Source organism: Sphingobium yanoikuyae, from assembly GCF_013001025.1.
In the GTDB taxonomy this organism is placed as follows: domain Bacteria; phylum Pseudomonadota; class Alphaproteobacteria; order Sphingomonadales; family Sphingomonadaceae; genus Sphingobium; species Sphingobium yanoikuyae_A.
In genome coordinates, this window is record NZ_CP053021.1 from 788719 (window position 1) to 815036 (window position 26318).

Annotated in this window: 33 protein-coding genes and 2 pseudogenes; 27 read left to right on the forward strand and 8 right to left on the reverse strand. The window is 63.4% G+C overall.

The genetic code is table 11. The features are described from left to right. Positions 1-194 precede the first annotated feature (194 nt). The 6 genes from HH800_RS04145 to HH800_RS04170 all read left to right on the forward strand — a co-directional run bounded on the left by HH800_RS04145 (position 195) and on the right by HH800_RS04170 (position 5571). Positions 195-533, forward strand: coding sequence for a hypothetical protein (locus HH800_RS04145; RefSeq protein ID WP_169860271.1), 339 nt, complete (start codon positions 195-197; stop codon positions 531-533). A 27-nt stretch (positions 534-560) separates the two neighbouring features. After that, positions 561-1130, forward strand: a complete 570-nt coding sequence (locus HH800_RS04150) for a hypothetical protein (RefSeq protein ID WP_037523324.1) — start codon at positions 561-563, stop codon at positions 1128-1130. Continuing rightward, complete coding sequence (locus tag HH800_RS04155) at positions 1127-1336, forward strand: hypothetical protein (protein WP_169860272.1); 210 nt, start codon at positions 1127-1129, stop codon at positions 1334-1336. Before HH800_RS04150 ends, HH800_RS04155 begins: the two co-directional genes overlap by 4 nt. A gap of 351 nt (positions 1337-1687) precedes the next feature. Next, entirely contained in the window at positions 1688-2644 is a 957-nt protein-coding gene (locus tag HH800_RS04160; protein WP_107917565.1) for a phosphatase PAP2 family protein, read from the forward strand. 78 nt (positions 2645-2722) lie between these two features. After that, positions 2723-4039: a M28 family peptidase gene (locus HH800_RS04165; RefSeq protein ID WP_169860273.1), complete on the forward strand. Its 1317-nt coding sequence runs from the start codon at positions 2723-2725 to the stop codon at positions 4037-4039. A 212-nt stretch (positions 4040-4251) separates the two neighbouring features. Continuing rightward, on the forward strand, positions 4252-5571 hold the full coding sequence (locus tag HH800_RS04170; protein WP_169863233.1) for a DNA-packaging protein: 1320 nt from the start codon (positions 4252-4254) through the stop codon (positions 5569-5571). Between the two features lie 249 nt (positions 5572-5820). On the opposite strand, the gene HH800_RS04175 is transcribed toward HH800_RS04170, so the two are convergent. Then, positions 5821-6213 (reverse strand): hypothetical protein, encoded by a 393-nt coding sequence (locus HH800_RS04175; RefSeq protein WP_169860274.1) that lies wholly within the window; start codon positions 6211-6213, stop codon positions 5821-5823. Between the two features lie 459 nt (positions 6214-6672). Here HH800_RS04175 and HH800_RS04180 point away from each other — a divergent pair, with 459 nt between their 5' ends. The 3 genes from HH800_RS04180 (at position 6673) to HH800_RS04190 (ending at position 8482) form a co-directional block, all read left to right on the forward strand. Next, positions 6673-7305 (forward strand): NAD(P)H-dependent oxidoreductase, encoded by a 633-nt coding sequence (locus HH800_RS04180; RefSeq protein ID WP_004207819.1) that lies wholly within the window; start codon positions 6673-6675, stop codon positions 7303-7305. Between the two features lie 157 nt (positions 7306-7462). Continuing rightward, on the forward strand, positions 7463-7801 hold the full coding sequence (locus HH800_RS04185; RefSeq protein ID WP_169860275.1) for a hypothetical protein: 339 nt from the start codon (positions 7463-7465) through the stop codon (positions 7799-7801). A gap of 120 nt (positions 7802-7921) precedes the next feature. Then, positions 7922-8482, forward strand: a complete 561-nt coding sequence (locus HH800_RS04190; RefSeq protein ID WP_169860276.1) for a hypothetical protein — start codon at positions 7922-7924, stop codon at positions 8480-8482. A gap of 78 nt (positions 8483-8560) precedes the next feature. Here the strand turns inward: HH800_RS04190 and HH800_RS04195 are convergent, their stop codons facing one another. Beyond that, positions 8561-9283, reverse strand: a complete 723-nt coding sequence (locus tag HH800_RS04195; RefSeq protein WP_169860277.1) for a tetratricopeptide repeat protein — start codon at positions 9281-9283, stop codon at positions 8561-8563. A 218-nt stretch (positions 9284-9501) separates the two neighbouring features. Further along, entirely contained in the window at positions 9502-10116 is a 615-nt protein-coding gene (locus HH800_RS04200; protein ID WP_169860278.1) for an energy transducer TonB, read from the reverse strand. Positions 10117-10269: 153 nt separating this feature from the next. Between HH800_RS04200 and HH800_RS04205 the strand changes: the two are divergent. The 6 genes and pseudogenes from HH800_RS04205 to HH800_RS04230 all read left to right on the forward strand — a co-directional run. After that, positions 10270-10866: pseudogene (locus HH800_RS04205) on the forward strand (phage portal protein); the annotation flags it as partial. Positions 10867-10923: 57 nt separating this feature from the next. Next, positions 10924-11181, forward strand: coding sequence for a recombinase family protein (locus HH800_RS04210; RefSeq protein WP_169860279.1), 258 nt, complete (start codon positions 10924-10926; stop codon positions 11179-11181). Positions 11182-11270: 89 nt separating this feature from the next. Then, positions 11271-12794: an IS21 family transposase gene (gene istA, locus HH800_RS04215; RefSeq protein WP_086485527.1), complete on the forward strand. Its 1524-nt coding sequence runs from the start codon at positions 11271-11273 to the stop codon at positions 12792-12794. Beyond that, entirely contained in the window at positions 12784-13590 is an 807-nt protein-coding gene (gene istB, locus HH800_RS04220) for an IS21-like element helper ATPase IstB (protein ID WP_069338825.1), read from the forward strand. Before istA ends, istB begins: the two co-directional genes overlap by 11 nt. A gap of 134 nt (positions 13591-13724) precedes the next feature. Beyond that, a complete protein-coding gene (locus tag HH800_RS04225) occupies positions 13725-14528 on the forward strand; it encodes an RES family NAD+ phosphorylase (RefSeq protein ID WP_169860280.1) in 804 nt (267 codons plus the stop codon). A 52-nt stretch (positions 14529-14580) separates the two neighbouring features. Next, positions 14581-14772 carry a DUF6771 family protein gene (locus HH800_RS04230; RefSeq protein WP_021227451.1) on the forward strand — a complete coding sequence of 64 codons (192 nt, stop codon included), beginning with the start codon at positions 14581-14583 and terminating at the stop codon, positions 14770-14772. A gap of 18 nt (positions 14773-14790) precedes the next feature. Here HH800_RS04230 and HH800_RS04235 read toward each other — a convergent pair whose 3' ends face one another. Next, positions 14791-15327: a hypothetical protein gene (locus tag HH800_RS04235; RefSeq protein ID WP_021227452.1), complete on the reverse strand. Its 537-nt coding sequence runs from the start codon at positions 15325-15327 to the stop codon at positions 14791-14793. A gap of 116 nt (positions 15328-15443) precedes the next feature. Here HH800_RS04235 and HH800_RS04240 point away from each other — a divergent pair, with 116 nt between their 5' ends. The 3 genes and pseudogenes from HH800_RS04240 to HH800_RS04250 all read left to right on the forward strand — a co-directional run. Next, positions 15444-16133: a thermonuclease family protein gene (locus HH800_RS04240; RefSeq protein WP_169860281.1), complete on the forward strand. Its 690-nt coding sequence runs from the start codon at positions 15444-15446 to the stop codon at positions 16131-16133. Between the two features lie 66 nt (positions 16134-16199). After that, the gene (locus HH800_RS04245; RefSeq protein ID WP_169860282.1) at positions 16200-16595 is read left to right on the forward strand and encodes a GIY-YIG nuclease family protein; all 396 of its coding nucleotides are present in this window, start codon (positions 16200-16202) and stop codon (positions 16593-16595) included. A gap of 109 nt (positions 16596-16704) precedes the next feature. Continuing rightward, positions 16705-17256 (forward strand): annotated as a pseudogene (locus HH800_RS04250) (phage portal protein); the annotation flags it as partial. Here HH800_RS04250 and HH800_RS04255 read toward each other — a convergent pair. Continuing rightward, positions 17253-17396 (reverse strand): hypothetical protein, encoded by a 144-nt coding sequence (locus tag HH800_RS04255; RefSeq protein ID WP_169859717.1) that lies wholly within the window; start codon positions 17394-17396, stop codon positions 17253-17255. The pseudogene HH800_RS04250 and the gene HH800_RS04255 overlap by 4 nt on opposite strands. A gap of 1 nt (position 17397) precedes the next feature. Continuing rightward, the gene (locus tag HH800_RS04260; protein ID WP_007715198.1) at positions 17398-17565 is read right to left on the reverse strand and encodes a hypothetical protein; all 168 of its coding nucleotides are present in this window, start codon (positions 17563-17565) and stop codon (positions 17398-17400) included. Between the two features lie 45 nt (positions 17566-17610). Here HH800_RS04260 and HH800_RS04265 point away from each other — a divergent pair, with 45 nt between their 5' ends. The 5 genes from HH800_RS04265 to HH800_RS04285 all read left to right on the forward strand — a co-directional run bounded on the left by HH800_RS04265 (position 17611) and on the right by HH800_RS04285 (position 20523). Further along, a complete protein-coding gene (locus HH800_RS04265; RefSeq protein WP_169860283.1) occupies positions 17611-17919 on the forward strand; it encodes a DUF6127 family protein in 309 nt (102 codons plus the stop codon). Beyond that, positions 17916-18353 carry an HK97 family phage prohead protease gene (locus HH800_RS04270; RefSeq protein ID WP_169860284.1) on the forward strand — a complete coding sequence of 146 codons (438 nt, stop codon included), beginning with the start codon at positions 17916-17918 and terminating at the stop codon, positions 18351-18353. Before HH800_RS04265 ends, HH800_RS04270 begins: the two co-directional genes overlap by 4 nt. A gap of 45 nt (positions 18354-18398) precedes the next feature. Beyond that, positions 18399-18860 carry a hypothetical protein gene (locus HH800_RS04275; protein ID WP_169860285.1) on the forward strand — a complete coding sequence of 154 codons (462 nt, stop codon included), beginning with the start codon at positions 18399-18401 and terminating at the stop codon, positions 18858-18860. Then, entirely contained in the window at positions 18853-19326 is a 474-nt protein-coding gene (locus HH800_RS04280) for an ImmA/IrrE family metallo-endopeptidase (protein WP_169860286.1), read from the forward strand. Before HH800_RS04275 ends, HH800_RS04280 begins: the two co-directional genes overlap by 8 nt. Positions 19327-19404: 78 nt before the next feature. After that, a complete protein-coding gene (locus HH800_RS04285; protein ID WP_169863234.1) occupies positions 19405-20523 on the forward strand; it encodes a phage major capsid protein in 1119 nt (372 codons plus the stop codon). A gap of 278 nt (positions 20524-20801) precedes the next feature. On the opposite strand, the gene HH800_RS04290 is transcribed toward HH800_RS04285, so the two are convergent. Continuing rightward, positions 20802-21017, reverse strand: a complete 216-nt coding sequence (locus HH800_RS04290; RefSeq protein WP_169860287.1) for a hypothetical protein — start codon at positions 21015-21017, stop codon at positions 20802-20804. Between HH800_RS04290 and HH800_RS04295 the strand changes: the two genes are divergently transcribed. The 4 genes from HH800_RS04295 (at position 20996) to HH800_RS04310 (ending at position 24905) form a co-directional block, all read left to right on the forward strand. Beyond that, on the forward strand, positions 20996-22120 hold the full coding sequence (locus tag HH800_RS04295) for a hypothetical protein (RefSeq protein WP_235682016.1): 1125 nt from the start codon (positions 20996-20998) through the stop codon (positions 22118-22120). The two genes, HH800_RS04290 and HH800_RS04295, sit on opposite strands and share 22 nt — an antisense overlap. 10 nt (positions 22121-22130) lie before the next feature. After that, positions 22131-22634, forward strand: coding sequence for a DUF2793 domain-containing protein (locus tag HH800_RS04300; protein WP_169860288.1), 504 nt, complete (start codon positions 22131-22133; stop codon positions 22632-22634). A 182-nt stretch (positions 22635-22816) separates the two neighbouring features. Further along, positions 22817-23893 (forward strand): OmpA family protein, encoded by a 1077-nt coding sequence (locus tag HH800_RS04305; protein WP_010338218.1) that lies wholly within the window; start codon positions 22817-22819, stop codon positions 23891-23893. A gap of 475 nt (positions 23894-24368) precedes the next feature. Next, positions 24369-24905, forward strand: coding sequence for a superoxide dismutase family protein (locus HH800_RS04310; RefSeq protein ID WP_048939630.1), 537 nt, complete (start codon positions 24369-24371; stop codon positions 24903-24905). A 24-nt stretch (positions 24906-24929) separates the two neighbouring features. Here the strand turns inward: HH800_RS04310 and thpR are convergent, their stop codons facing one another. Further along, entirely contained in the window at positions 24930-25487 is a 558-nt protein-coding gene (thpR, locus tag HH800_RS04315; RefSeq protein ID WP_169860289.1) for an RNA 2',3'-cyclic phosphodiesterase, read from the reverse strand. Between the last annotated feature and the right edge of the window lie 831 nt (positions 25488-26318).

Below are 26318 nucleotides of genomic sequence, written 5' to 3' on the forward strand. Positions count from 1 at the left end.
AGCTTGGGGAGGAATGAGAAACGTCAGCTTCTGGTCGTTAGCCGTCAAAGCCCGACATCGTCATTGCGGGCGTAGCGAAGCAAGGGTGGGAGATCGTCGAGGCTCGCCCTTCGCACCGTGGGCTTTTGCTGGCGCGCGGTTCTTCTGGTAGGATCGGGGCGCGGTTTTGGAGATCGGGCTTTGGAGATCGGGCGATGCTGGTTGGGCTGATCCTGTTGGCGGCGGTGGGGGCGATGATCGCGCTGTCGGTGCGCGCCGATCGGCGGTTCCGGGCGATCGACCGGCTGCCGATGCAATGGACGCTGACCGGGGCGGTGAGCTGGCATGCGCCGCGGACCGTGGCGCTGGCCTTCACGCCGATACTGGGGACGATCCTGATCCTGGCCGTGGGCGCCATGGCTTTGTGGGTGCCGCCGCGCGCCGGGCAGGAGGGGCTGGTGATTCCTGTGCTGCTGGCGATCGCGGCGGGGCTGGTGGCGATCCATGCGCTGCATATCTGGATGATCGGGCGCTGGGCGAGGGCGCGGCGCTGAACGGGCTTTGGGGCTGAGGAGGCGAGGATGCGGCGTGTGACCCGGAGCAGGATGGCGCTGATGCTGGTGGCGCCGATGGTGATGATGCTGCCCGCTGGCGCGCGCGGCGCCCCGCCAACGAGTTGGGCCAAGGCGGGCGTGTCGCTGGCCGACTATGCCGGCGATGCGGGGGCCTGCGCGGAGGCGACGCGGGACAGAGCGGTGACGGTGCGACCGGAGACGGCGCAGGCGCTGGATGCGCTGAGCATGGTCGACCTGACGATGATCCTGCGGACCTATGGTGGCGATAGCGATGCCAGCCCGCTGATGGCGGCGGCGAATATCGGCATGCATCATGACGATGCCAATGTGGCGCGGCGAACGGCGAATTTCGGCGCGAAATATCAGGCGATAACGCGCAGCGACGTGCGCGCGCAGTTGCAGGCGGCGCTGGACCAGTGCCTGGTTGATCGCGGCTATGTGCGGATCATGCTGACGCAGGACCAGGTGCGCGGGCTGGCGAAGCTGAAGCGCGGGACCGCCGAGCGCACCGCCTATCTGCACGCGATCGACAGCGATCCGGCGGTGATCGCTGCGCAGCGGGTGGTGGAAGAATGACGATGCGGATCGGGATCGTCCTGGCCAGCCTGGCCTTGTGCGTTGCCTTGTTCTGGGGCGGATCGGCGCTGGTCGCGCTGATGATGGAATGGCTGGTCGCGTATCCGTGGGTGGCGAAGGCGATGGCGGCGTTGCCGATGCTGGTGCTGTCGCTGATGGCGGTGACGATCGTGCATTGGCGCCGCGATGCGGCGGACGCCGGCTGAACGGAAGGCGGCGGGCTGGTAAAGCGCCAATGTGGGACGGCGGAACGCACCGTTTATCTGCATGTGATCAACAACGATCCGGCGGTGATGTCGGCGCATCGGATGATGGAGGAATGAAGGCGCGCGGTGTGTTGCTCACTATATTATGTGGTGACAATATAAGACGTGCAGTTTTCAATGATGACAATATTTGTTTCTTAATGTTTCATACATGGATTGGCTATAGCCGCCTCTGCGGGGTAAAGATCTGTGGGGGTTTTGGTGATCGGCAATATTGTCGTTCGCGTGCGCAGCGTGTGCGCGGCATGTCTCCGCGATTTTCGGCATTCATGGCCGATCATTCTGCTTGCGATGCTGATGACGATCCTGCTGGCGGCTGCCGCGACGGTGCAGTCCTTCCATGTCGACATCGTGGATCTGGCGCCGCTCTATGTTGCAATCATCATATTCTTGGCCAGCGGACTTTATATTCTTCGCCGCACGCCATCCGGGAATGCTGCCATGGCAGCGCGGGAAGGGAGCGGTCAGCGGCTGGGCCATATATTGGTGCTTACCGGGCTGTTCTACTTCATGGCAGCGACAGCTGCGCTGGGCTGTGCGGCGCTGGCGCGAACGGCATTGCCCTATGCGGATACGATGCTGGCCGCAGCGGACCGTGCGCTATATTTCGACTGGCTGGCGATGATGGCGTGGTTTCAGGCCAGTCCGCGGATCGCGACCTTGTTGATCCACGCCTATGCCGCGATCAACTGGCAACCGCAGTTGGCGATATTGCTGCTTTGCGGGCTGGGGCATCCAGCGCTGGCCTATCGGTTCATGACCGCCTGGGGCATGTGTTTGTTGCTGACGATAGTGATGTTCCCCTTCTTTCCGGCGGTGGCTGCATTCCATCATTATAATGTCGATCCGGCGCAGATGCCGGGTGCGACCGCCTGGGCTTCCTGGCATTTGGAGGCGTTGATGGAGGAACTGCGGTCCGGGGCTAAGGCCACGCTGGATAGCGATGCGCTGACGGGGATCATCACCATGCCGAGTTTTCATGCGGCATCGGCGATCCTTCTGATATTTGCCTTCTGGCCCTTCCCCTGGCTGCGCTGGCCGTTTCTGCTGCTGAACATGGTGATGTTCGCATCGGCCGTGCCGGTCGGCGGCCATTATCTGGTGGATACGCTGGGCGGTCTGATGCTGGCCCTCATCGCCATTGGGACGGCGATTGCCGTGCATGGAAGAGGCGAGGATATCCGTCTGGACTGGAAAACGATCGGGCATCAGGTCCGGCGACGGGAAGCGGGGCTGGCATCTGCCTGACGATGGCGGGCCGGCCTGTCGAGGATGAACGATCAGATGATTTTACCTGATGGGAAAAGCCTCTAAGAGACTGGTCAGATGAAGAAACTGATCCTGCTCGCCGCCGCTTCGGCCCTTGCAACCCCAGTGCTGGCGGCACCCGCCGCGCCGTCCGCGCCCGATGCGGCGCGGTTGAAGGCGACGGTCGAGAGGCTGGTGAGTTTCGGCACGCGCCATACGCTGTCGAGCGCGACCGATCCCAGGCGCGGGATCGGCGCGGCGCGGGCCTGGGGCAAGGCCGAGTTCGAGAGGATCGGCAAGGGCTGTGGCGGCTGTCTGAGCGTCGAGACGGCGGCCGATCGCTTCACCGGGCCGCGCGCGCCCGATGGCGTCGAGGTGGTCGATGTGCTGGCGATCCAGAAGGGTAGCGGTGATCCCAACGAGGTGGTGATCGTCGCGGGCCATATCGACAGTCGCGTGACCGATGTGATGAACATCAGCAGCGATGCGCCGGGCGCCAATGACAATGCGTCGGGCACGGCGCTGGTGATCGAGGCGGCGCGGGTGCTGGCCGGGCAGAAATTCAACGGCACGATCGTCTATGCGCTGCTGTCGGGCGAGGAACAGGGGCTGTGGGGCGGCAAGCTGCTTGCCAGCACGGCCAAGGCGCGCGGCTGGCACGTGCGGGCGATGCTGAACAATGATATTGTCGGCAATACGGTGGGCCAGAATGGGCAGGTGGTCGCGGATCGCGTGCGGGTGTTCTCCGAAGGCATTCGCGCGGGTGACGACGCCAAGGCAAACCTGACGCGCCGGGCGATCGGCGGCGAGGATGACGGCCCGTCGCGGGCGCTGGCCAAGGCGATCGACGGCATTGCGCAGGCGGACCCGAAGATTGGCCTGGAGGTGCTGGCGGTGCGGCGGTTCGACCGGTTCGGGCGCGGTGGCGACCATTCGCCCTTCCTGGACCTGGGCTTTCCGGCGGTGCGCTTTTCGGTGGGGATCGAGAATTATGACCGGCAGCATCAGGACCTGCGCACCGAAAATGGCCGGGTCTATGGCGATACGGTCGACGGCATGGACTTTCCCTATCTGGCGAAGGTGACGGCGCTCAATGTCGCGACCTTGCGGCGGCTGGCCGATGCGCCGGCGGCGCCGGCGACGGTGTCGCTCGATGGCGCGCTGTCGATGGACACGCGGGTCTTCTGGGACGCGGTGCCGGGAGCGACGGCTTACAAGGTGTATTGGCGGCGCGCCGACAAGCAGGACTGGAGCGACAGCCGGGTCGTGACCGGCGGCACGCAGACGGTGCTGAAGGATATCGTGGTCGACGATCATTTCATTGGCGTCGCGGCGGTGGCCAAGGACGGGGCCGAGAGCCTGGTGACCTTTGGCGGGATGGCGCCGCGTAAATAGGATTTTTGTGGTTCGCGCGGAGGCGCGGAGACGCGGAGACGCGGAGACGCGGAGGCGCGGAGATTTTTGGAGAAGGCCGCCTGCGGGCGGCCTTTTTTGTTGCGCGCTGTTTGGGGGACGGGCGGCTGCATAATGCCGGCTCCTGCGTGAGGCATGGTCGGGAGATGGATTCCCGCCGTCGCGGGAATGACGAAGAAGCGGAGGGGGCGGGGATGCAGATGGCCGATTGCGACTGGGTCGAGCAGGCGGCGGCCTGGCCCGAACTGGCGCGCTGGCTGAGCGACGATGCGGCCGAGCGGCTGGGGCAGGACTGGGACTTCCTGGCGCGGCCGGCGCAACTGGCGCCGGCGGGCGACTGGCGCATCTGGCTGATGATGGCGGGGCGCGGTTTCGGCAAGACGCGGGCCGGGGCGGAATGGGTGCGCGCCATTGCCGAGCGCGATCCCGAGGCGCGGATCGCGCTGGTCGGCGCGACCCTGGGCGAAGCGCGCAGCGTGATGGTGGAGGGGGCGAGCGGCCTGCTGGCGGTGGCGCCCTGGTGGGCAAGGCCGGCCTATGCCCCGGCGCTGCGCACGCTGACCTGGCCCAATGGCGCGCAGGCGCGGCTGTTCGGCGCGGCCGAGCCCGAAAGCCTGCGCGGGCCGCAGTTCAGCCATGGCTGGGCCGACGAGATCGGCAAATGGCCGGGCGGGCAGGCGGCCTGGGACAATATGATGATGGCGATGCGGCTGGGGCATGATCCGCGCGTGGTGGCGACGACGACGCCGCGCCCGGTGCCGCTGGTGCGTGCGCTGGTGGCAAGGGCCAAGGATATGGGCGGCGCCGATGTGGTGCTGACGCGGGGGCGGACGGCGGACAATGCAGCGCATCTGGCGGCGGGCTTTGTCGATGATGTGACGCGGCTTTATGGCGGCACGCGGCTGGGGCGGCAGGAACTGGACGGCGAACTGATCGAGGAGGCGGAGGGGGCGCTGTGGACCCGCGCGGCGCTGGAGGCGTGCCGGGTGCGGCATGTGCCGGGCGCGTTGGCACGGGTGGTGGTGGCGGTCGATCCGCCGGCGACGGCTGGCGGCGATGCGTGCGGCATCGTCGTGGTCGCCCTCGGCGGGGACGGGCGCGGCTATGTGATCGCGGACGCGAGCGTGGCGGGCTGCTCGCCCGAAGGCTGGGCGCGGGCGGTCGCTCAGGCAGCGCAGAGCCATGGCGCCGACCGGGTGGTGGCCGAGGCCAATAATGGCGGCGACATGGTGGCGAGCGTGCTGCGCGCGGCGCAGGAGACGCTGCCGCTGCGGCTGGTCCATGCCAGCCGGGGCAAGGCGGCGCGGGCCGAGCCGGTGGCGGCGCTCTATGAGGCCGGGCGGGTGGCGCATCGCGGGGCTTTCCCCGAGCTGGAGGGCCAGATGTGCGGGCTGCTGGCGGGGGGCGGTTATGTGGGGCCGGGGCGTTCGCCTGACCGGGCGGATGCGCTGGTCTGGGGGCTGAGCGAACTGATGCTGGGGACAAAGGGCGAGGCGCGGGTCAGGGGGCTTTGAGGGGGAGCGGTGCGGTGCGCGCTGCGTGATTGATTTTCGCGCGGAGACGCGGAGGCGCGGAGAAGGAAAGGGTGGGTTGCGGACAGGTCCTTATCCCGTCATGCCAGCGAAGGCTGGCATCTCTCTGTTCTTCTCAGAACCCAGAAGGAAGTGAGATCCCAGCCTTCGCTGGGATGACGAAGTTGGGTGGAAGGCCGACAGTCTGCTTCTGGGCAGATGATCGGCGAAAGCTGACGTTGCATGGAAAAATCATTTGGCAACAATCGTCAAGTGGCGGACAATTTGGGAAGCAGCTAAACGTCTCAAATGAGCGAGACGGGTTTTGATGGGCTGATGCACACGGCGTGCGTCGTTTGGGGGTTCTGCGGATGCATGAAGCGGGGAGAGCCGCTTCACGTTACGAACCTCATTCCGCCAAGCGGCCCGGTTCATGCGAGACAGTTCGTTGAATGGCTTCTGCTTGCCGACAACGTCAATCCAAACCTGCCTGAATATGAGCGCCACAAAGCTGCACTGACCACCGCTTTCGTTGCTCACATGGGGAGCGAAGTCGTTGATGCGGTCCAACTTCGGTGGAGTGACGCCGATCCGGATATTGATCAGCCGGACGTGAAGTTCCGTGGCAGGATAGCTGACGATCATGAAAACCTTCCGAGCGGCACTTAACCACCACATTTGATCATGCAGCTTTCAACTTGTAATCTGAATGAGTGGCCGGTGACAGCGTTGCGGATCATCTGACTGAACGACCAAAAATGGTCGTTCTAGGCCATCCTCCCCTTGCCGGGGAGGAATTTACGATCGCTTCTGGTTGCAGCCCGTGATCTCCACCGGCGTCATCCTCACGAAAGTCAGGGGCCATTCCGCGCTATGCCCGAGCGCGAGCGCTGAATGGATCCCGGATCAAGCCTGTCCTGAGCCTGCCGAAGGGGCCGGGATGACGAAGAGGGAGGATAGGGGGGGCTTGCCGGCGAAAGGCCATGGATGGGCGGGGCAATATTTGGTTTCAATGTGAGACCTTTATTCCTGTGTGCGCGGGCGCTACATCGAAGCGCCATGGGCCGGGCTTAGGCTGGCGCCGTTGCAATATAAGGATTTCTCATGCTGATCGACCGTCTGAACTGGCGTTATGCCACCAAGAAGATGAACCCGGACAAGGTGGTGGCCGAGGACAAGGTGGAGCGCATCCTAGAGGCGGTGCGGCTGGCGCCGACGTCGAGCGGGTTGCAGCAGTTCGAGGTGATCGTCGTCACCAACAAGGATATCCGCGCCAAGATCCGGGCGATCGCCTGGGACCAGGCGCAGGTGACCGATGCGTCGCATCTGGTCGTCTTTGCCGCCTGGGACAATTATACCGCCGACCGGATCAACGGCATGTTCGACCTGGTCAATGACGAGCGCGGTTTCCGCAACGAGGGCTGGGAAGCCTATCGCCAGATGCTGCTGAACACCTATCCGCAGCGCGACGCCCAGACCAATTTCGAGCATGCCGCGCGCCAGGCCTATGTCGGCCTTGGCATCGCGCTGACCGCTGCCGCCTTTGAAGAGGTGGACGCGACGCCGATGGAGGGCTTTGACCCGGCCGCGCTCGACGAGATACTGGACCTGCGGGCGCGCGGGCTGCGATCGGTGGTGATGATGCCGCTGGGCTATCGCGCGGACGAGGGCGACTGGCTGGTCAATTTGAAGAAGGTGCGCCGCCCGGCCGCCGACTTCATCTCGCGCATCGATTGATGGCGCCCGGATAGGGATTAACCGCAATAGGCGGCGGTCCGTGACGGCCCTTATATGGGGCAGCGAACAAGAAGGACGGGGCCGGAGGCGCGTGGCGCAGCCGGCCCGGAACAGGAAACCCGCCTGCTTCGTTTCGCACCGATCAGGAGTGACGGACATGAAGATGGTCAGGATGATCGCGGCGGTGGCCGCTGTTACGATGGTCGCAACCCCGGTGCTGGCGGCAAGCCTGAACAGCAAGGATCGAGCGCGGGTGGCGCGGGCCGATCCGCGCGACCGCGGCGATGTGCGCTATTGCCTGCTCCAGGGCAAGAAGGGCCGCGACAAGGGCACCGCGATCGGCGCGGGCGTGGGCGCGGGCGCGAGCATCATCGCCGGCGGCGGCGTGGGCGAGACGGTGCTGGCCGGCGCCGGCGGCGCAGCGGCGGGGCGGCTGATCGGCAAGGGATCAGGCACCAATTCCCGCTGCGACGAGGTGCTGCGGCGGAACAGATGAGATAGCGCCCATCGCCAGAAATGAGGCCCGGCCCCTGAGGTGCCGGGCCTTTTTCGTCCTACGAACAAAAGGATGGAAATTCACGCCTTCTACCGACAGGATGCCGGCAGGGGGATCATCATGTTCGACAGCATTGGGGTATTTCAGCGCCAGTTCACGCCGGTGGAGGGCGGTTATGCCTATTATCCGTCCCGCAAGGGTGGCGCCAAGTTCGTCAGCCCGGAGGAATATGCAGCGCTGGTTGCGCGCTGGCAGCGGGTTGCAGGTCGCCGGGGCATGTGGACGTCGACAGGCGTCATCATGGCGATCATCATCGTCTGGGTGACATTGTCGGAATGGCTGACGCTGCCTGACTGGACGCAGAATGTCATGACGACGGCCTGTGTGGTCGGCCTGATGGCCTGGATATATTATGCCAGTTTCGCGCCGCGGCGCTTGGTCAGGGGGCGGCCGGATATCCTGCCGCCACGCCCGATGGCGCAGATGCGACGGGATGCCCGCGCGATGCTGAACTGGCGTTTCATCCTGTTTGCGCTGGGGTTCAGCGGGCTGATTTTCTGGGGCTGTGTCGCTGGCGGCGATCGCAGCTTCCGGGGCTGGGCCTGGATGCTCGGCAGTGGCGGGATGTTTGCCCTCTATATCTGGTTCGGCATCCGCAAGCTGATGGATCGGGCGCAATAGCCCCGCCCGCCAGATGCAAGGGCCTAAGGGCTCTCGGATCAGGTTCGGAATGACGACATTTTTCTAAGGCCGAAGCGTTTACAGATCGGCGGCCAGTGCGCGCAGGGCGGCGTGGGCTGAGGCGGCGAGATGGTCGCGCATCATGGTGCGGAAGGCGGGGGTGGCGCTGGTGGCGGCGGTCTGCATCCAGTGGGTGGCGGCGGCGATGTTGCCGGCGTCGGCCAGCAGCCGGCCATGGTTGAACTGGCCGCGAAAATCGCCGCCTTCCGCCGCGATGCGATAGCATTCGTCCGCGCGGTCCATGTCGCGGGGGAGGAGGCGGCCTTCCTCATGAAAGGCGCCGAGGAAATTGATCGACTTGGCATGGCCGAGGGCCGCGGCCTTCTGGAACCAGCCGAGCGCGGCCGCTTCGTCCTTTGCGACGCCCGCGCCGAGGCCGAGCGCGCTGCCCCAATTATACATGCCCCAGTCGAGGCCAGCTTCGGCTGCGCGGCGATAGCAGGCGGCGGCCGCGACCGGATCGACCGGCGTGCCCCAGCCCTTTTCATGGCAGCGGCCGACCATGTTGATCGCCATCACATGGCCCGAGGCGGCGGCGAGGCCGAAGTGGCGGAAGGCTTCGGCCGGGTCGGCGGCGATGCCCTGACCGTCGAGCAGCAGCTGGCCATAATAGGCCTGGGCGTCGGGCAGGCCGGCCTCGGCACCGGCGCGGATCAGCGCGGCGGCGGCTTCCGGCGAGGCAGCGAGCTGCGCGCGCATCTGGTCGGCGGTCTGGGTGAGGAGGGGCGAGGGGGCGGTCATCAGGGCAGGTCTCTGGCTTGGATATTGCGACTGATTAGCAGGGCTGGGCGGCGCTGGAAACAGGGTGGCAATATTTTGGGCGGGCGAGTCCGAAGGGCGTGCCCCTCTCCAAGTTTCGGTAGGCGGCTGGGCGCCGCCAACCTCCACTATCCTCTCCCCAAAGGGGCGAGGATTTTTTGCATAGGGGGATGCTCCGAAGCGGAGGGGGTGTCGGCCCTTTATCGATCCGTGAACCGAACCCAGGATTTTACCTCGGTTTCCCTTGGTCGGCCCTGGTCGTCGAGCGCCGGCAGATAGCGCTGGCCCATCGCCACGAGGCAGGCGGTGTCGTCATATCGGCGCGTGCCGGATGATTGGGTGATGCGGCAGGATCGGGGATGGCCGGTGGCGTCGAGCCGGACGGTATAATCGCTTTGCAGCGCGGTTGCTGCCTTGTCCGGGTCGCTTGCGATCGGCGCCTTGCCGTCGAGGGCGATCGGCGTGGCGCCACCCATGTCGCCCTGGAAAGTCGATGGTGCCGGCTCCCAGAACAGGCGGACGACCGGGATCGTCCCATCCTGACCATTTCTGTCCTTCACCGCTGCCATCCAGCCCATCTTCATCATGGCGAGCCGGCAGCTTGCCACGGCGATGGCGGTGCCGCCGGTGATGGCCGAGGGGGTGCAATCCAACTGGTCGCTGTTGGGGCGGCGCGTGATGCGGACGGTGGCGGCACCGGTCGATGCGGGCGGCAGGGCGACGAGCGCATAATCCTGGGTCGTGGGCAGGACGAGGGGCGTGGCGACCGGCCCGCTGGCCTGGGCGAGTATGAGCAGGATCGGGGCAAGGGGCATGGGCGCAGATTTGATCGCTGCCTGGCTTTTGTAAAGGCGGGTCGGTCCGCAAGGGCGTGCCCCTCTCCAAGTTTCGGTAGGCGGCTGGCGCCGCCAACCTTCCCTATCCTCTCCCCGAAGGGGCGAGGATTTTTTGCATAGGGGGATGTTCGGATGAAATGGTTTGGAACGAAGGCGGCGGCCCTGGAAGCCGGGCGGCCGGTGCTGGCGCGGGCCTGGGGATCGGGGGCGGTGGCGCTGGGGGAATGGCCGGCCAGCTATGAGGCGCAACTGCGCGCCGGGGTGATCGGCAATCCGGTGGCGCAGCGGGCGATGCGGCTGGTGTCCGAAGGGGCCGGGGCGTGCGTGTTGAAGGTTGGCGGGGTGGAGGCCGGGATTGGCGCCGAGGCGGCGGCCCGCATCGGGGCGCTGGTAGCGCGGGCGTCGGCCGGGCAGGGCCTGATCGAGACGCTGGCGAGCCATGTGCTGCTGCACGGCAATGGCTATGTGCAGGTGATTGCGGGCGCGGACGGGATGCCGGCCGAGCTGTTCGCGCTGCGGCCCGAGCGGGTGAGCGTGGAGGCGAATGCGCGCGGCTGGCCGGCGGCCTATCTCTATCGCGTGGGCGAGAGCGTGACCCGGCTGTCGCCCGAGGATGGCGCCGGGCGGACCAGCCTGCTCCATATCCGCGCGCTCCATCCGCTCGACGATCATTATGGCTTGGGCTGTGTCGGCGCGGCGGCGGGGGCGGTGGCGATCCACAATGCCGCCAATGCGGTGACGGTTATACACACATTTCTAACGCTAACTGGTTAGGAACGCGCCACTATGGCCAAGCACGATCACGATTTCCCTAACGCGCAAAAATCCAAGCCCGCCTATTTGTATGCGCGGTTCAGTTCGCTCGCTCAGCGTGAGGGAATCAGCATAGAGCGCCAGCTTGGCTATGGCGCATCCTTTGCCAAAGAACGTGGCTGGAATGTCGTAGAGCAGCTTCGCGATGACGGCAAAAGCGCATTCAAGGGCGCGAATCGCGAGGAAGGCGCAGCACTTTACGAATTCGTGTTGATTTCCACTGAGAAGTGACCCGGGTAGGGCGTAAATTTCCACTAAGAATTGACCCATGTTGAACTCGTCCCTGGCTTTGGCAAGCGAGGGTATATGGAGTGTTGGACATGGCGTTATTGAGCGTTATCCGGCGCTGGCATTTTCGCGATCATCTACCGATCCGGGAGATAGCGCGGCGCACCGGACTATCACGCAACACGATCCGCAAATATTTGCGGTCCGAGACGATCGATCCGCGATTCAAGGTGCCTGATCGACCAAGCAAACTGGATCCATTTGCTGAGCATCTGGCGGCCTGGCTGCGGCGCGAGATGGGCCGATCGCGCAAGCAGAAGCGCACGATCAAGCAGTTTCACGCCGATCTGGTGAGCCTGGGTTATGAAGGATCCTACAACCGGGTTGCCGCTTTTGCTCGGGACTGGCGCGAAGATTATCGGCGCCAGCAACAGATTGGCGGGCGTGGGACATTCGTGCCCCTGTCGTTCGCGCCGGGGGAAGCTTTCCAGTTTGATTGGAGTGAGGACTGGGCAATCATTGCCGGGGTTCGGACCAAGCTGCAGGTCGCGCACTTCAAGCTCAGTTACAGCCGGGCATTCATCGTGCGCGCCTACCTTCTGCAAACCCATGAGATGCTGTTCGACGCCCATAATCACGCCTTCCGCGTGCTGGGCGGCGTGCCGCGCCGGGGTATCTATGACAATATGCGCACGGCCGTCGACAAGGTCGGGCGTGGCAAGGAACGCACCGTCAACGCACGCTTTCTGACGATGGTCAGCCACTATCTGTTCGAAGCCGAGTTCTGTAACCCGGCTGCGGGATGGGAAAAGGGGCAGGTCGAGAAGAATGTCCAGGATGCGCGGCACCGTCTGTGGCAACCCACGCCGCAGGCCGAGAGCCTTGATGCGCTGAACCTGTGGCTGGAGGAGCGCTGCAAGGCGTTATGGGAGGACATCTCTCACGGGATCGAACCCGGGTCGGTTGCCAATGCCTGGGCCGATGAATCTGAGTGTCTGATGGTTGCGGGCAGGCCCTTCGATGGTTTTGTGGAATATCGCAAACGGGTATCGCCGACCTGCCTCATCCACTTTGAGCGCAATCGCTACAGCGTACCGGCCTCTTTCGCCAATCGCACTGTCAGCCTGCGCGTCTATCCTGATCGCTTCCAGGTCGTCGCCGAGGGGCAGCCAATCTGCGCACATCAGCGCATCATCAACCGCTCTCACGACGGTCCAGGTCATACGGTTTATGACTGGCGCCATTATCTGGCGGTCGTGCAGCGCAAACCCGGCGCCCTGCGCAACGGAGCGCCCTTCCTTGAGCTACCCGATGCGTTCCAGCGTCTGCAGCGACATCTGTTGCGCAATCCCGGCGGCGACAGGGAAATGGTCGAAATACTGGCGCTGGTTCTTCATCATGATGAGCAACTGGTGCTGACGGCGGTCACCATGGCGCTGGAGGCTGGCGTTCCGACCAAGACCCATATCCTCAATCTGCTCTATAGGCTGGTCGACGGAAAACCGATCTCCACGCCGCCGGTGACGGCGCCCCAGGCGCTCAAACTGGTCAGCGAGCCGATGGCCAATGTCGAACGCTATGATGATCTGCGCAAGGAGAAGCGTCATGCGTCATGACCCTGCCAGCGGCGCCATCGTCGTCATGCTCCGCAGCCTCAAGATGCATGGCATGGCGCAGGCCGTCACCGATCTCATGGAACAGGGATCTCCAGCCTTCGAAGCCGCCATCCCGATCCTCTCCCAGTTGCTCAAAGCCGAGACAGCAGAACGGGAGGTTCGGTCTGTGGCCTATCAGCTCAAGATCGCGCGCTTCCCTGTCTATCGCGATCTGGCCGGCTTCGACTTTACCAGTAGCGAGGTCAATGAAGCTCTAGTGCGTCAGTTGCATCGCTGCGACTTCATCGACATCGCCGACAATATCGTGCTGGTCGGCGGTCCTGGCACCGGCAAGAGCCATGTGGCAACGGCGCTGGGCATCCAGGCCATCGAACATCATCGAAAGCGCGTCCGCTTCTTCTCGACGGTCGAACTGGTCAATGCGCTCGAGCAGGAAAAAGCACAGGGCAAGGCCGGTCAGATCGCCAATCGCCTCCTGCACTCCGATCTCGTTATCCTGGATGAGCTTGGATATCTGCCGTTCAGTGCTTCAGGTGGCGCGCTGCTCTTCCATCTACTGAGCAAACTCTACGAGCGCACCAGCGTCATCATCACCACAAACCTGAGCTTCAGCGAATGGGCCACCGTGTTCGGCGACGCCAAAATGACCACGGCGCTTCTCGATCGGCTTACCCATCACTGCCACATCCTGGAGACCGGCAACGATAGCTTCCGCTTCAAAAACAGCTCTGCCAAGCAGGCCAGAACCCAAAGGAGAAAACCACGGGTTGACCCACCCATGACACCCGAAACATAATCCGCAGACGGGTCACTTCTCGATGGAAAACCCGGGTCACTTCTCAGTGGAAATCAACAAGATAGCGTCCTTCTCTTCGTTGAGGGTGTCGTTTATGAGGCTCTACGCCCATAACAATCTTCATAGGCTCTACTGTGACGCTGGATGACCCCTCTATCCCTGAGTTCGCATCGTGGCGCAGCTACGAGATTTTTGCTAAGCGAGTTCGCCATTCCAGCCGCTATGTTTGGAGTGATGAAGTCCAAGCATTCCTAGATACGGTTGTGGCTACAATCAGCCAGCGAGACGGCGTTCTACAGGCGGGGCGCATTTTCTATCGCGCTCAGCGCGGCGTTGAATGGGTAGACCGACAGGACGACGACGGAAACTGGATAGGCGAAGACGTCTATGGTTTTGGTGGTAGCCGCATGAAGCCGTTGATAAATCGCGCCAAAGAGGGGCGCGCCAACCCCGCTGGCATTCCTGTCCTCTATATTGGTAGCAACCTCGACACGGCTGTTTCAGAGGTTCGCCCTTGGGTTGGCGCAGAGGTGTCAGTTGCTCGCTGTAAAATCCTCAAGCCGCTTCGCACGTTAGATTTGTCGCTCGGCCACGGCAAGTCATCCTTCAAGTTCAAATTCCTTAATACAGATTTGGAGCCGTCAGCAGAGGACAAGAAGTCTGCTGTGTGGACGGGTATCGACAATGCATTTTCAAAGCCGGTGACACTCTCAGATGATGCCGCAGACTATGTTCCCACTCAAATTCTAGCAGAGCTATTCCGCAGCAGGGGCTACGATGCCATCGCCTACAAGAGCCAGTTTGGCGATGATGATGGGTTTAATATCGCAGTCTTCGACCCTGATGCCGTCGAAATAGCGACGTGCGCCCCTTACAGGGTGAAATCGATCAAAGTGGATGCCGAACAGATCGGTAATGACTGGTTTCGATCTCAATAAGGCATGGTGCAATCCGCTTGCCAATTCGTTCGTCATTTGTTCTCATGGGCGCATGGAACGAATCGACACCCATCAGCTATCAGAGGCCATCCTTCATGCCCCTGCGTGGGCGCGTGTTGGTATCACCATGCCTGACGAGGAAATGAGGGAGAAAGCCGCCACAGAGCTTGCCAACTCCATCCTTGAGCGGCTTTCTGATTATCCCGCGATCCCAGACCCAAACCAATTGAGCCTGTTCAAGTGAGGTTAGCGATGGATGCCTTTATGCCGTCAGGCTCGCATCTTTCTCGAACGCTGCCTCAATGACAAGGCCGTCCAGCGCAAGTGCGGCATTGGCCTGTTCCAACGCAAACTCTCGTAGGTCGTCTGAAACAGGGAAGCCGCGCACAACCGCAGCGCCCCACATCGCTTGCACTGTCTGCTCTACGACTTCTCGCGTCTTACCGTTCACAACCAGAATGTTGATGAGGGGAAGGTTGCGATCGAAGCACCACACGCCCAGCGCTTCCAAGCTATTCAGCATAGGTCGCGCCCAAGCCTGTCCTGGGGGAATTGGCCCTTCATTGAATTCCAGCCAAAGGTCGCCATAGCTGACACGCCCATCGTCAGACGCATGGCTCATAGTCAGGATTTTGCGAGCAACTTCGATCAGCGGATACGGCGAGGCTTTCCTCCGTTGCAGTTCCAGCGCCAGTTCAACCCGTGGCCATTTGCCCCCCTCAGTGACGCCAGCCTTATCGTAGTTGGCGATCATTATGTTGATTTCATCGACGGTCAGTTCGTGAAGCTGCCTAGCCATTAGTCTGCCAAGTCCTCCAGATTCTCAGAAGCCTGCTTGATATGAACCAGCGGCTTAACAAGCGGTAGCCATCGTTCAAAAATGCAATTACGCACGATTGCATTGGGGGGAGTTAAGTGGCGATGGGGCGGCGTTCTCAGCAGGGATTCTTGATAGAGCTTGCCATCGTTGGTGCTTTGGCGGGCGGCGTTTGGATCGAGAAAAACACCAGCATGTCTGGCTTGTTTGTCATCGTGCCGTCGTTGGCTGTGTTGGTCCCGCTCTTCTTCTGGAACTACATGCGCCCCTATGGACGGCGGCATAAATGGCAGCCACGTTCTAATGGCTGGCAACAGCCTCAGAAGCGCGCAATGCCCGCATGGCAGATTTATGGCTTTGCGGGACTGCTGGTAGTCGCCGCGTTCTGCATCGTGTTTTTCTGGCCCACCAATGCGCCATCGCAAGAGACGCACAATGCCTCAGCCAACCGCTTTTCCTGCGCTGTGAAGAGCATCACGGACGGCGACACGCTTCGCTGTGTGGATGGCAATAGGATACGCCTCCATGCTGTCGCTGCGCGTGAAAAGGATGAATCCTGTAGCCCAGGTCATCCATGTCCATCTGCATCAGGCGCAGCAGCAACGGCAAAGCTGACTGAATTAGCGGCTGGCCAAACGCTACAGTGCGAGCAGGTTGGCACCAGCTACAACCGCATAACAGCCGTTTGCTGGAATGAAGCGAACACGGAGATCAATTGCGCCATGGTCCAAAGCGGCACGACCGTCGTTTGGCCAAAGTTCAACGAGCAACGGCGCATTTGTAGCTAGGCGTGACGCAGACGCCGTGCATAAGGCTGGGCTGACCCTTTAGAACCAGTGTTGGAAAATTAAGCTATGAGCGGTGGCAAGGTCGGCGGTGACAACGTGACTTTTATTTACGTTCTGCACAATGAATCTCGCGGAAGCTGCAAAATTGGCAAAGCGAATAATCCAGAGACTCGTGCCAGAAACCTCCAGACTGGCAATGAAGACACACTCAGCCTTGCATTCACATTAGGGGTCGATCCGCGCATAGCTTCCAAAGTTGAACGAAAAGCGCGAGAAATCGCCGTTTACGACCTTAAAAAGCCCAAAACCAGAGAGTGGCTAGGACGCACAAATCCAGAAGAGGCGAAAGAGTGTATTCTGGTGGCTCACGATATCGTCAGAGGGCAAAACTGGGAACAGGTTTCACGCGCCAGAATACGAATGAAGGTGCTTTATACCCGTGATGACGAGGCGGATTACTAAAAGACGATCCCCCCTATCGTTCAGCCTTAAAATTCAATCAGAAAACAGCCTTGGTCGAAAATCCGCAGAAATCTGCGGATTTTAAGTGTGTATAACTGCCACCACTTGCGCGACGGTGTGGAACAAGGCGCTGCTCGACAATGCGGCGCGGCCCTCGGGCGCGATGGTCTATGCGCCGGGCGACGGATCGGTGATGGCGCCCGACCAGTTCGAGCGGGTGAAGCGGGAGATGGAGGTTGCCTTTTCTGGCGCGGCCAATGCCGGGCGGCCGATGCTGCTGGAGGGCGGGCTCGACTGGCGGGCGATGAGCCTGTCGCCGGCCGAGATGGACTTTGTCGGATTGAAGGCGGCGGCGGCGCGGGAGATCGCGCTGGCCTTTGGCGTGCCGCCGATGCTGATGGGGCTGCCGGGCGACAATAGCTACGCCAATTATCGCGAGGCGAACAAGGCGCTGTGGCGGCAGACGATCTTGCCGCTGGTCGGCAAGATCGGCGCGGGACTGGCGCAGGGACTGCAGGGCTGGTGGCCGGGGCTGAGCCTGGCGCCGGATCTGGACGCGGTGCCGGCGCTGTCGGACGAGCGCGCGGCGCTGTGGGAGCGGGTGGCGGGGGCGGATTTCCTGACCGCCGAGGAGAAGAAGGCGATGTTGGGGATCGGCTAGCGCTGACAATGGCCCTGCGCGGTCCAGCGGCCGCCGCTGTCGAGGCAGCGATCCTGCGCGAGCCAGTCGCTTTGCCAGAGGCAGAGGGCGGCGGCGATCAGGACCAGCAGCCCGCCGAGCAGCGCCCGCTTCACCCCCACTTCACAGGGGCCGGGCGAGGCTGTCGAGACGGCAGAAGCCGTTGTCCATGTTCCAGCTGCCGCCCTGCAACAGGCAGTCGCCGGCGCGGAACAGGCCGAAATGCCAGGCGATGAGGCCGAGCGCGAGGATAACGAGGGCGATCAGCAATTTGCGAGGGGTGCGCTTCATGCGGGCCCAGATAGGGGCGCGCGGCGCCCAAGGGAAGGCGGAACCATGAAAGAGGAGATGCTGGCGCGGCTGGTGGCGCAGGCCGAGGGCGCACCGATGGATATCGTCATGATCCGGGCGTTGATCGAGGAGGCGAGCGAACTGGGCGCCGGGCGGGCGCTGGCGCGGCTGGGGCTGGAGGACCGGCGGGCCGAGGCCGACATGCGGGAATTGCGCGAGCTGCTGCGCGCCTGGCGCGACGCGAAGAAGGCGGCGCGCGGGGCGGCGATCGGTTGGGCAGTGCGGATCGTCATGGCGCTGATGCTGCTGGGCATGGCGGTGAAGATGGGCCTCATCGGGCTGGTGAAGGGATGAGCGGGCGGGAGGAGACCGGGGCGCTGCGCTTTGCCGGCTATGCCGCGATCTTCGACCGGGTGGACCGGGGCGGCGATGTGGTGCGGCCGGGCGCATTCGGCGCGGTGACGGCGGCGCAGGTGCCGCTGCTGTGGCAGCATCGGCCCGGCGCGCCGATCGGCCGGATCGAGATGGCGCGCGAGGACCGGCGCGGCCTGCGGGTGATCGGCCGCGTGTCGCGGGCGAGCGCGGCGGGGCGGGAAGCAGCGGCGATGCTGGCGGCCGGCGCGGTCGATGGCCTGAGCTTTGGTTACCGCGTGAAGGCAGCGCGTGGCGCGGGGCCGCGCGAATTGCTGGCGCTGGAGTTGGTGGAGGTGAGCCTGGTGACGCACCCGATGCAGCCGCTGGCGCGGGTGATCGGGGTGGAGGGGGCTAAATGGGATCATTGCTTTTGACCAACGAAATTATTCTGCTTAGATTGGGAGCATGAGCCTTAAATCTTGGCGCTTCATCGCTCTGATCGCTTTGACGGTTTCCGTTACGCTGTCATTTGGATTGCTCTCGCTTTTGGTTCCAACCTACGGAAAATAAGTGAAGGCGCATCAGTCTGCTTGGCTGGGCAGCGCTCTTATGACAGCATTGCTGCAGCACAGATGATTGGTCGTCTGGATTTAGTCTCATTTTTGCTCACAGTTGGAGGGTTGCTGCTCGCGGTTTTCGCGTTCATGGGATTTTGGATGATACGGCGTGAAGCATTGGATGAGGCGGCTCGCGTCGCTGCGGATGAAGCTCGTCGTATTGCGCAAAATTATTACGCGGCGGCACCTGCAGCCAAAACAAATGGTGACAATTTTAATCCGTCGCCCCATATCGGAGGAGCTTCGGAGGTCCAGCCGTCTTTTGATCCTTCCAAAGTGAGTATTGCCGGCGCAGTTGAAGAAACGGGAGCGACAGATGCTTAATCTCAACGCCGCTCTCGACGTGGTTCGAGAGCATCAACGAAAAATTCCGGTTAAAACGGTTGATATTGCCAATGAACTTGGGATTAAAGTTTATAAGGTTCCGAACTGGCCATCTGATCTGTCTGGAATGGTGCGCAAAAATCCAGAGAGTCGTGGTGGTTTTGACATATTCGTAAATCAGGATCACCCGGAGGTGCGCCGTAGATTTACTATTGCTCATGAGATTGCTCACGTAATCCTTCACCCTCATTTGATAGGTGATGGAATTACGGATGATGCTCTTTTGAGGTCTGGATTGTCGAATTCCGTGGAAGCTCAAGCAAACCGTTTGGCAGCAGATATTTTGATGCCACGTGAGAAATTAAATGAGTTTATATCTAACGGTGTGACAAGCGTTGCGCAGTTAGCAAAGACTTTTAACGTGTCTGAACAATCCATGGCAATTAGGCTTGGAGTTCCTCAGTAGTTTCATTTCTATTGCGGATAATTTCAGGGCGGTCCCATTGGGGCCGCCTTTTTTCGTTTTGGCAAGCGGGAGATGGTTATGACGGAAGTGGTGACGGACGGGCTGGAGGGCGCTTTCGAGGCGGTGGCGCAGGGCGAGCGGATCGCGGCGCTGGAGGCGCAACTGGGGGCGATGCGGGTGCAGATGGGGCGGCCGGCGCTCGATGGGGTGAAGGGCGGCGAGGTCGACCCGGCGCGCGGCGCCTTTGTCGAGCGCTATCTGCGGCAGGGACTGGAAGCGGGGGTGGAGCTGAAGAGCTTTTCCGGCGCCAGCGGGGCGGCGGGCGGCTATGCGGTGCCGCGCGAGATCGACCAGTTGATCGGTTCGACCTTGAAGGCGATCTCGCCGATCCGCGGTATCGCCAATGTCGTGCGGACCGGGACGGCGGGCTATCGCAAGCTGGTGACGGCCGGCGGCATCGTGTCGGGCTGGGCGAGCGAGACCGGCGCGCGGGCCGAGACGGGTACGCCGAGCTTCAACGAGATCGCGCCGCCATCGGGTGAGCTGTACGCCAATCCGGCGGCGAGCCAGGCGATGCTGGACGACGCGCAATTCGATGTCGAGGGCTGGCTGGCGGGCGAGATTGCCCGCGAGTTCGCGGTGGCGGAGGGAGAGGCCTTCGTCAACGGCAATGGCACCAACAAGCCCAAGGGCTTCCTGACCTATACCACCACCAGCGAGGCGGACAGCGTGCGCGCGTTCGGATCGCTGCAATATGTGGCGTCGGGCGCAGCGGGTGGCTTTGCCGCGACCAACCCGCAGGATAAGCTCATCGACCTGGTCCAGAGCCTGCGCGCGCCCTATCGCCAGGGGGCGAGCTTCGTGATGAACTCGGCGACGCTGGCGGCGATCCGCAAGATGAAGACCAGCGACGGCGCTTTCATCTGGCAGCCGGGGCTGGCGGCCGGGCAGCCGGCGACGCTGCTGGGCTATCCGGTGGTCGAGGCGGAGGACATGCCCGATATCGCCGCGAACAGCCTGTCGATCGCCTTCGGCAATTTCCAGGCCGGCTATGTCATCGCCGAACGCAGCGACACCAGCATCCTGCGCGATCCGTTCAGCAACAAGCCGTTCGTCCATTTCTACGCGGTGAAGCGGATCGGTGGCGCGGTGGCGAACAGCGAGGCGATCAAGTTGATGAAGTTCGCCGCTTCGTAAACGAGCCGGCGGCAAGCTGATGAAGTTTGCTGCTTCGTAACGGTGTCGGGGGTGGGGGACAGCCCCCACCCCAACCCCTCCCCTGAAGGGGAGGGGCTTTTTTGCTTTGTGGGGGAGCGGGGCGTGGTGATCAGTGAGGGGGCGATCAGCGAATGGGTGATGGCGGACCTGGTGCGCGAGGTCTGTTTCGATGTCGGCGATGGGCCATTGCTGCTGGGCGGGGCGTTGGCGGGCTACCGCGCCTTTGCCGATGCGCTGGGGGCGCGCGCGCGCTTTCCCTACATGATCGTCGGGGTGGATGATCCGGCGGCGTGGGAGGCGGGCAGCGGCACGCTGGATGGCGAGGGGCGGCTGGTGCGCGAACCGATGGCGTCGTCGGCCGGGGGCGGGGCGGTCAGCTTTGCGCCGGGCGAAAAGCGGGTCGGGCTGGTGCTGCACAGCGGCTGGATCGCGGCGGTCGAGGGGCATGACGGTGCGCGGCGACTGGCGGGCACTGGTGCTGGAGCCGGGAATGATCGTGGCGCTGGCCGATGCGCCGGGGCTGTGGCGGATCGAGGAACGGGAATGGGAGGCGATGGCGGTGCGGCTGGCGCTGCGGCGGCTGGCGGGGGCCGGCGGGAGCGCGCCGGGCAGCGTGTCGTCGGGCCAGATCGTGCGGCAGCTGGATGCGCCGCATGGTCCCACCCGGCTGATGCTGGCGGACCTGCCGCGCCTGACCGAGGGGGTGGCGAACGGGCCGCAACTGGTGGCGGCGGCGAGCGGCGGGCCGGGCTGGCGCAGCGCGGCGCTCTATGCGCTGGATGCGGGCGGGACCGCCGAGCCGATCGGGCGGACGGCGCTGCGCGCGGTGATGGGGCAGATCGACGCCGCCTTGCCGCCGGGCAGCACGTTGCTGCTCGACATGGTGAACAGCCTGTCGGTGACATTGCTGGCCGAGGATATGGAACTGGCGAGCGCGGACGGCGCGGCCTTGGCGCAGGGGCGCAATCTGTGCCTGGTGGGGCAGGAACTGGTCCAGTTCGGCCGGGCAGTGCGGACCGGGCCGGCCAGTTATCGGCTGGAGGCGCTGCGGCGCGGGCTGCGCGGTACGGAATGGGCGATGGCAGGGCAGGAGGCTGGCACGCCCTTCCTGCTGATCGAGGCGGACCGGCTGGTCGATCCGCTGGCGGTGGCGGGGATGGAGGGGGATATCGGCGCGGCGATGCGTCTGCTGGCGATCGGCATCGGCGACGTGGAACCCGCGACGGCGGAAGTCATGATCGACGGCGCGGCGCTGGTGCCGCCGGCGCCGGTGCATCTGAACGCGGTGCTGGACGGAGCAGGCGGATGGCGGATCGGCTGGACCCGGCGCAGCCGGGCGGGATGGCGATGGAGCAGTGGTGGCGACGTGCCGCTGGCGGAGGAAAGCGAGCGCTATGAGCTGCGGGTGCTGGACGGGGCGCGGTTGGTGCGGCGGGCCGAGGTGACGGAACCGGGCTGGACCTATGATGCGGCGATGATCGCGATGGATGGCGTGAGCGGGCCGCTGAGCATGGACGTGCGGCAGGTCGGCACGCGGGCGCTGGGGCGGCCGGGGATGATCGAGATGCTGCTGTGAGGAGGCGAGGATGATGAACGAGACGAGCGATCGCTGGGCGCTGCCGCTGCTCCATGCCGGGCAGGCGCAGAAGGAAATCATGCATAATGAGGCGCTGGCGCGGATCGACATGCTGCTGCACGGGGTGGCGGAAAGCGCCGACCTGGCTGTGCCGCCGACGGCGCCGGTTGCCGGGCAATGCTGGATCGTGGCGGCGGGGGCGAGCGGTGCCTGGGCCGGGCGGCAGGAACATGTCGCTGGCTGGACCGAAGGCGGCTGGCGTTTCGTCGCGCCACGCGCCGGATTGCGGTTGGCGGTGACGGATCGCGGCCATGCCATGGTGCATGACGGTACGGCATGGCGGGATGATGCGGTGCGCAGCGAAGGATTTTATGTCGCCGGCCAGCAAATTGTCGGCGCGCGCCAGCCCGCGATCACCGGGCCAACCGGTGGAACGACCGTCGATAGCGAGAGTCGTGGCGCAATTGCCGCGATATTGGCCGCTTTGCAGGCTCATGGCCTGATCTCCATGTAATTCTGGAGTATCGGCGATCTTTTCATGGAGAGGGGTAGGTATTAGCTTGGAGGCGAGCCTGGGGGATGTCCCTACTGCGTTATTTTTGCAACGGTTTCACGAATTGTGGACTTGCCATGAAACCTTCTTGCCGATACATGGTTTCAGCAGTCCTTCGTGACACTTTTGAAAGGGGAATTCAAATGCGGAAGCTTGCCCTCGCGGCTGCGCTTGCGACCAGTGCCCTGGCCACCCCGGCCTTGGCGCGCGACAACAGCTGGTATGTCGGCGTCGACGCCGGCGTAATGATCGTTGAAGATCAGGACATCACCTTCACCCCCGGTAACGGTACCGTAGCCAGCAACACCGTGGCGGCTGACTACCATAAGGGTTATGATTTCGACGCCAATATCGGCTACGACTTCGGCGGCTTCCGCCTCGAAGCCGAAGCTGCCTACAAGCGCGCCAAGGTCGACCTCGACGATAGCGGCTTCGGCGGTGCGGCCTCGGCCCTCTCGTTCATGCTGAACGGCCTGCTCGACTTTGGTCCCGATGACGGCCTGCAGGGCTTCGTCGGCGGCGGTGTCGGCGTGTCGCGTGGCAAGCTGGCCAACGACCTGGTGAACGACAGCGACACCGGTTTCGCCTGGCAGGCGATCGCCGGCGTGCGTTACCCGGTCACCAACAATGTCGACGTCTCGCTGAAGTATCGCTTCTTCAACCAGGACGACATCAAGCTGATCCCGGCCTACACCACCATCGGTGGCCCCGCCGGTTCGGAAGCCAGCACCAAGCTGCGTACGCACAGCCTGCTGCTCGGCCTGACCTACAACTTCGGCGCTCCGGCTGAGCCTGCTCCGCCGCCCCCGCCGCCCCCGCCGCCCCCGCCGCCCCCGCCGCCGCCTCCGCCGCCCCCGCCGGCGCCGGAATGCTCGCCTGGGCCGTACATTGTCTTCTTCGAATGGGACAAGTCGGACATCACGCCTGACGCCGCCACCATTCTGGACAACGCGGTTTCGGCCTACAGCGCTTGCGGCAACGCCCAGGTCATGCTGGCCGGTCACGCTGACCGTTCGGGCGCAGCCTCGTACAACGTTGGTCTGTCGCAGCGTCGCGCTGACGCCGCCAAGGCCTATCTCGCCTCGAAGGGTATCCCTGACGGTGTGATGACCACCCAGGCCTTCGGTGAATCGAAGCCGCGCGTCGACACCGCGGACGGCGTTCGCGAAGTCCAGAACCGTCGCGTGGAAATCAGCTACGGTCCGGGTTCGGGTCAGTAAGAAATTTCCGTCCTTCGGGATGGAATATGAAGAGGGGCCGGTCGCAAGATCGGCCCCTTTTTCTTGTCCTGCGTCGCGCGCGCTGACCTGTCGTGCGTTGGAGTCTGTCGCGATCCGGGGGGGAATGGATATCTGTCCGGCATGTCATGTGCTGGGCAGCGTAGACGATCGGCGCATGGGCGGCTGATCATGTCTGCGCTCATGGCCGGCCAGCTATTTGCCGGGGCGAACCGATAACGCTGCGATCCGGATTGCTACCGGGCTTCGGCCTGACATATGACACATCGCGATTTCAGGCTATTGCCTCCGGACGGCTCTTGGGGGCGGTGAAGGAGGGGCGTCAGCATGGATGCCATGCTATCTCCCTGCTTTTATTGCGAACGATATGCAGAAGGGCATGACAAACCGGATCGGATCGGCAACAAAGACGCGTCTGCCGCGTTCGCGCAGTTGTTTCCGTGATCGGGAGTTTGCCATGAAGACCGCCGCCCTGTTCCTTGCCCTGCCTTTGCTCGCTGCCGTGACGGCCTGTGCCGCGACCAGCCAGAGCGCGCCCGCCGCGCCGACCGCCAAGGCCAAGCTGGCCGCTGGCGATGGCAGCGCGCGCGGCACCGCCGTGGTGACCCAGGCAGGCGATGGCCTGCATGTGGTGGTCAAGGCGCAGGGGCTGACGCCGGGCATCCACGCGGTGCATATCCACACCACCGGCGTCTGTACGGGGCCGGACTTCACCAGCGCGGGGGGGCATTGGAACCCGACCAGCCATCAGCATGGCAAGGATAATCCGCAGGGCATGCATATGGGCGACATGCCCAACATGCAGGCCAAGCCTGACGGCAGCGGCGAGATCGAATATGTCGTGCCAGGCGGCACGATCAGCGACGGCGCGACGCCGCTGCTGGATGCCGATGGCGCGGCCATCGTGATCCATGCCCAGGCCGACGATTACAAGAGCGACCCGACCGGTAATGCCGGCGGCCGCGTCGCCTGTGGCGTGCTGAGCGTCGGCTGAGCCATGATTGCCCCGGCGTCCGCGTCAATCGTCGCGGACGCCGGGATGACCGTCTGCGCGATAGGTTTCGACTATGTGATAGCTCGAGCCGGCATGGCCGAGCCGGCTTTCATAGAGACTGAATTCGTCCACGGTGAAGGCGGGCGATGCAAGGCCGGCGTGCAGCGCCAGGAAGGGCGCGATGTCGCCGCCGTGCCGACTGAAGCGGGCGAGGGTGATGTGCGGCAGATAGGCGCGGGCTTCGGGCGCGATGCCGGTCGATGTGCAGGCGCGATCCACCTTGGCATGAAGATGGGCGAGCGGATCGCGCGGCTGCACCCCGGCCCATAAGGTGTCGACCACGCCGCGCCGATCGAAATAGCCGGTGCCGGCGACCGTGATGGTGAATGGCTGGAAGCGGACGCCAGCGAGCGCATCGGCGATATCATCTGCCTGATGGCGATCCACTTCCCCGATGAAGCGCAGGGTCAGGTGCAACTGGCCATCATCCTGCGAGCGCGCGCCTAGGATGCCGGCCATCTGGGCCAGAAGCTGGCTGCGGATCGTGGCAGGCGGACGGGTGGCGACGAACAGGCGGTGCATGAGGAGTAGATAGGGAGAAAGGTGGCGTGCGGATAGGGGCGGGGTGGCGCGGGAGAATGGGCGCAATGTCGGCGTCGCGCTTTGACGGCTGACGACCATCTATTGCCGCTCATAGGTCGATTTTTTGATGCCACTAGCGGACATTCGTTCGCTGGGTAATATCGATGGATGGATGACGGCAGATACCGGGGTGGTGGAACGCGGGGTGGCAAGTGGGGCTGCGGCATGTCGTTGCTCATCACCCTTCCGATCTTCACCATCCTCTTAATGGTGGAGGGCTTGGGTGACTGCGCACCTGATATTCCATGCGGTAAGGGCTTTTGGTCGCACGTCATGCTGCCATCCGCTGCGGTTGCGCTCATCACAGGGCTAGCGGTTCGGTGGCTAGTAAATCGGCTAATCCGGAAAGGTGGATGACGACCAGAAATAGACCTTGGGCTGACTCTGATTTACTATGAATAGCCGACGTCAATCAGCAAGTTTGCAGGCTCCATTGCTCCGGCCCGGTCCATGAGATTTGCGTGTAAGAACCGCGGCATAGCCCTCGGTCCCGGAGGTCGTTCATAACTTCGCTAGGCGACCAACCTGGCCCCGCGCTGAAAGCTAACTCCATGTCGCGAAGCTTTGCTGCGAGGGCAGCAAATTCCTCAAATGCCATTGGCCCTGAGCAACGAAATTCGAATCCGGCACCGTCAGCGATCTTCCCGAAGCCCAACCCTAGAAGACGATCAGCAAAAACGGGAGTCGCCCCTTGAATGGTCACCCGTTTGAAGTCGAAGGATGCAACGTAAGGCGGCAGGGTATCATTGAGTAGCCCCTAGATTTCTGGAC